This window comes from Clostridium sp. AF34-13 (assembly GCF_003477845.1).
Classification (GTDB): domain Bacteria; phylum Bacillota; class Clostridia; order Lachnospirales; family Lachnospiraceae; genus Butyribacter; species Butyribacter intestini.
This window is the reverse complement of the sequence record NZ_QUEB01000013.1, coordinates 1-1,125: the sequence shown is the minus strand read 5'-3', so window position 1 is coordinate 1,125 and position 1,125 is coordinate 1. Positions and strand designations below refer to the sequence as shown.

The 1,125-nt window shown below is 30.1% G+C and carries 1 protein-coding gene; it reads right to left on the bottom strand.

Going from position 1 to position 1,125, the window contains the following annotated elements; all coding sequences use genetic code 11:
• Positions 1-389: 389 nt before the first annotated feature.
• Positions 390-989: a tyrosine-type recombinase/integrase gene (locus tag DWZ63_RS11470; RefSeq protein ID WP_118499962.1), complete on the bottom strand. Its 600-nt coding sequence runs from the start codon at positions 987-989 to the stop codon at positions 390-392.
• Positions 990-1,125: the final 136 nt, after the last annotated feature.

The window sequence follows — 1,125 nt, the reverse complement described above, 5'->3', positions numbered from 1 at the left end:
AAAATGTAACACAATGGATAGTGTGTTACATTTTTTTACTGTCATGGAAACTTTATTTGAAAATATTTTTTATGAAATAAGTGATTTTAGTTAGAACACATGATAAAAGCTGAAATTATTATTATAAAATGATGTGACTAAAAATATATTAGAAGAATTTTGATGATGTATTAAATCTGAATACAAGATTTTTACATTACAAACAGACACAAAACTTTTATGCACAATTACGGTTCACACCTGCAATACGGCAATAATGTTATTTGTGCCCGTATGAAAATTTTTGTTTTCTTTGCTGATAGTTTTATTAAGTATGCATTTGAGCATCTCTAAACATAACCTATAACCCAACTGCCACATTGATACAAATTTTAAGCCTCTTTGTTGCACTATAGATTTACAAGACAAAAGACTTCGTCCCTGTCATCCTGGTCTATCCCCAGATACCTTGTTGTTATTTTATATGACGAATGATTATAGATACTGGTAAGCAATGCCGGTGACACTCCTTTTTTCCAGGCATGATACCCAAATGTTTTTCTGAGCGAATGGCAGCTCACCTTTTGGCTGAGCAGACATTTTTTTGCTGCGGATGATATTATGCGAAATGCCTGAATCCTGCTGATAGGCTTATTTTCTGATTTCTGACCCAGAAAAATAAATTGTTCCATCACCTCACATAAATTTTCTTTCTTTTCAAAAATTTCTTTTAAATATGATGCCAATGCTTCTTTTAAATTATCATTTATAAAAATAGTCGTTTTCTTTCCTGTTTTCTTCTCTTTTACATCAATATGAGATTTGAAAGACAGCAGACTTTCATTATATACATCTTTCCAACGAAGTTTTAAAATATCAGAAATACGCAAAGCGGTATTAAGTCCGCATACAATAAGAAGATAATTTCTTTTATTTGGCTTAACATCGCAATAATATTTCTTAATCTTATCTAATTCCACAATATCACGAATAGGCTGAGTAAGTTTCATTTCAATAATCCATCCTTTCAATTATTTTTTATAGCTGGGCTATTAACAATTTTCAAAAATTTTTAAAAAAAGCTAAAGTATCCAACCTGACTGCCGATAAATATTATGTAAGCAAAAATGTAACACATTATCCATT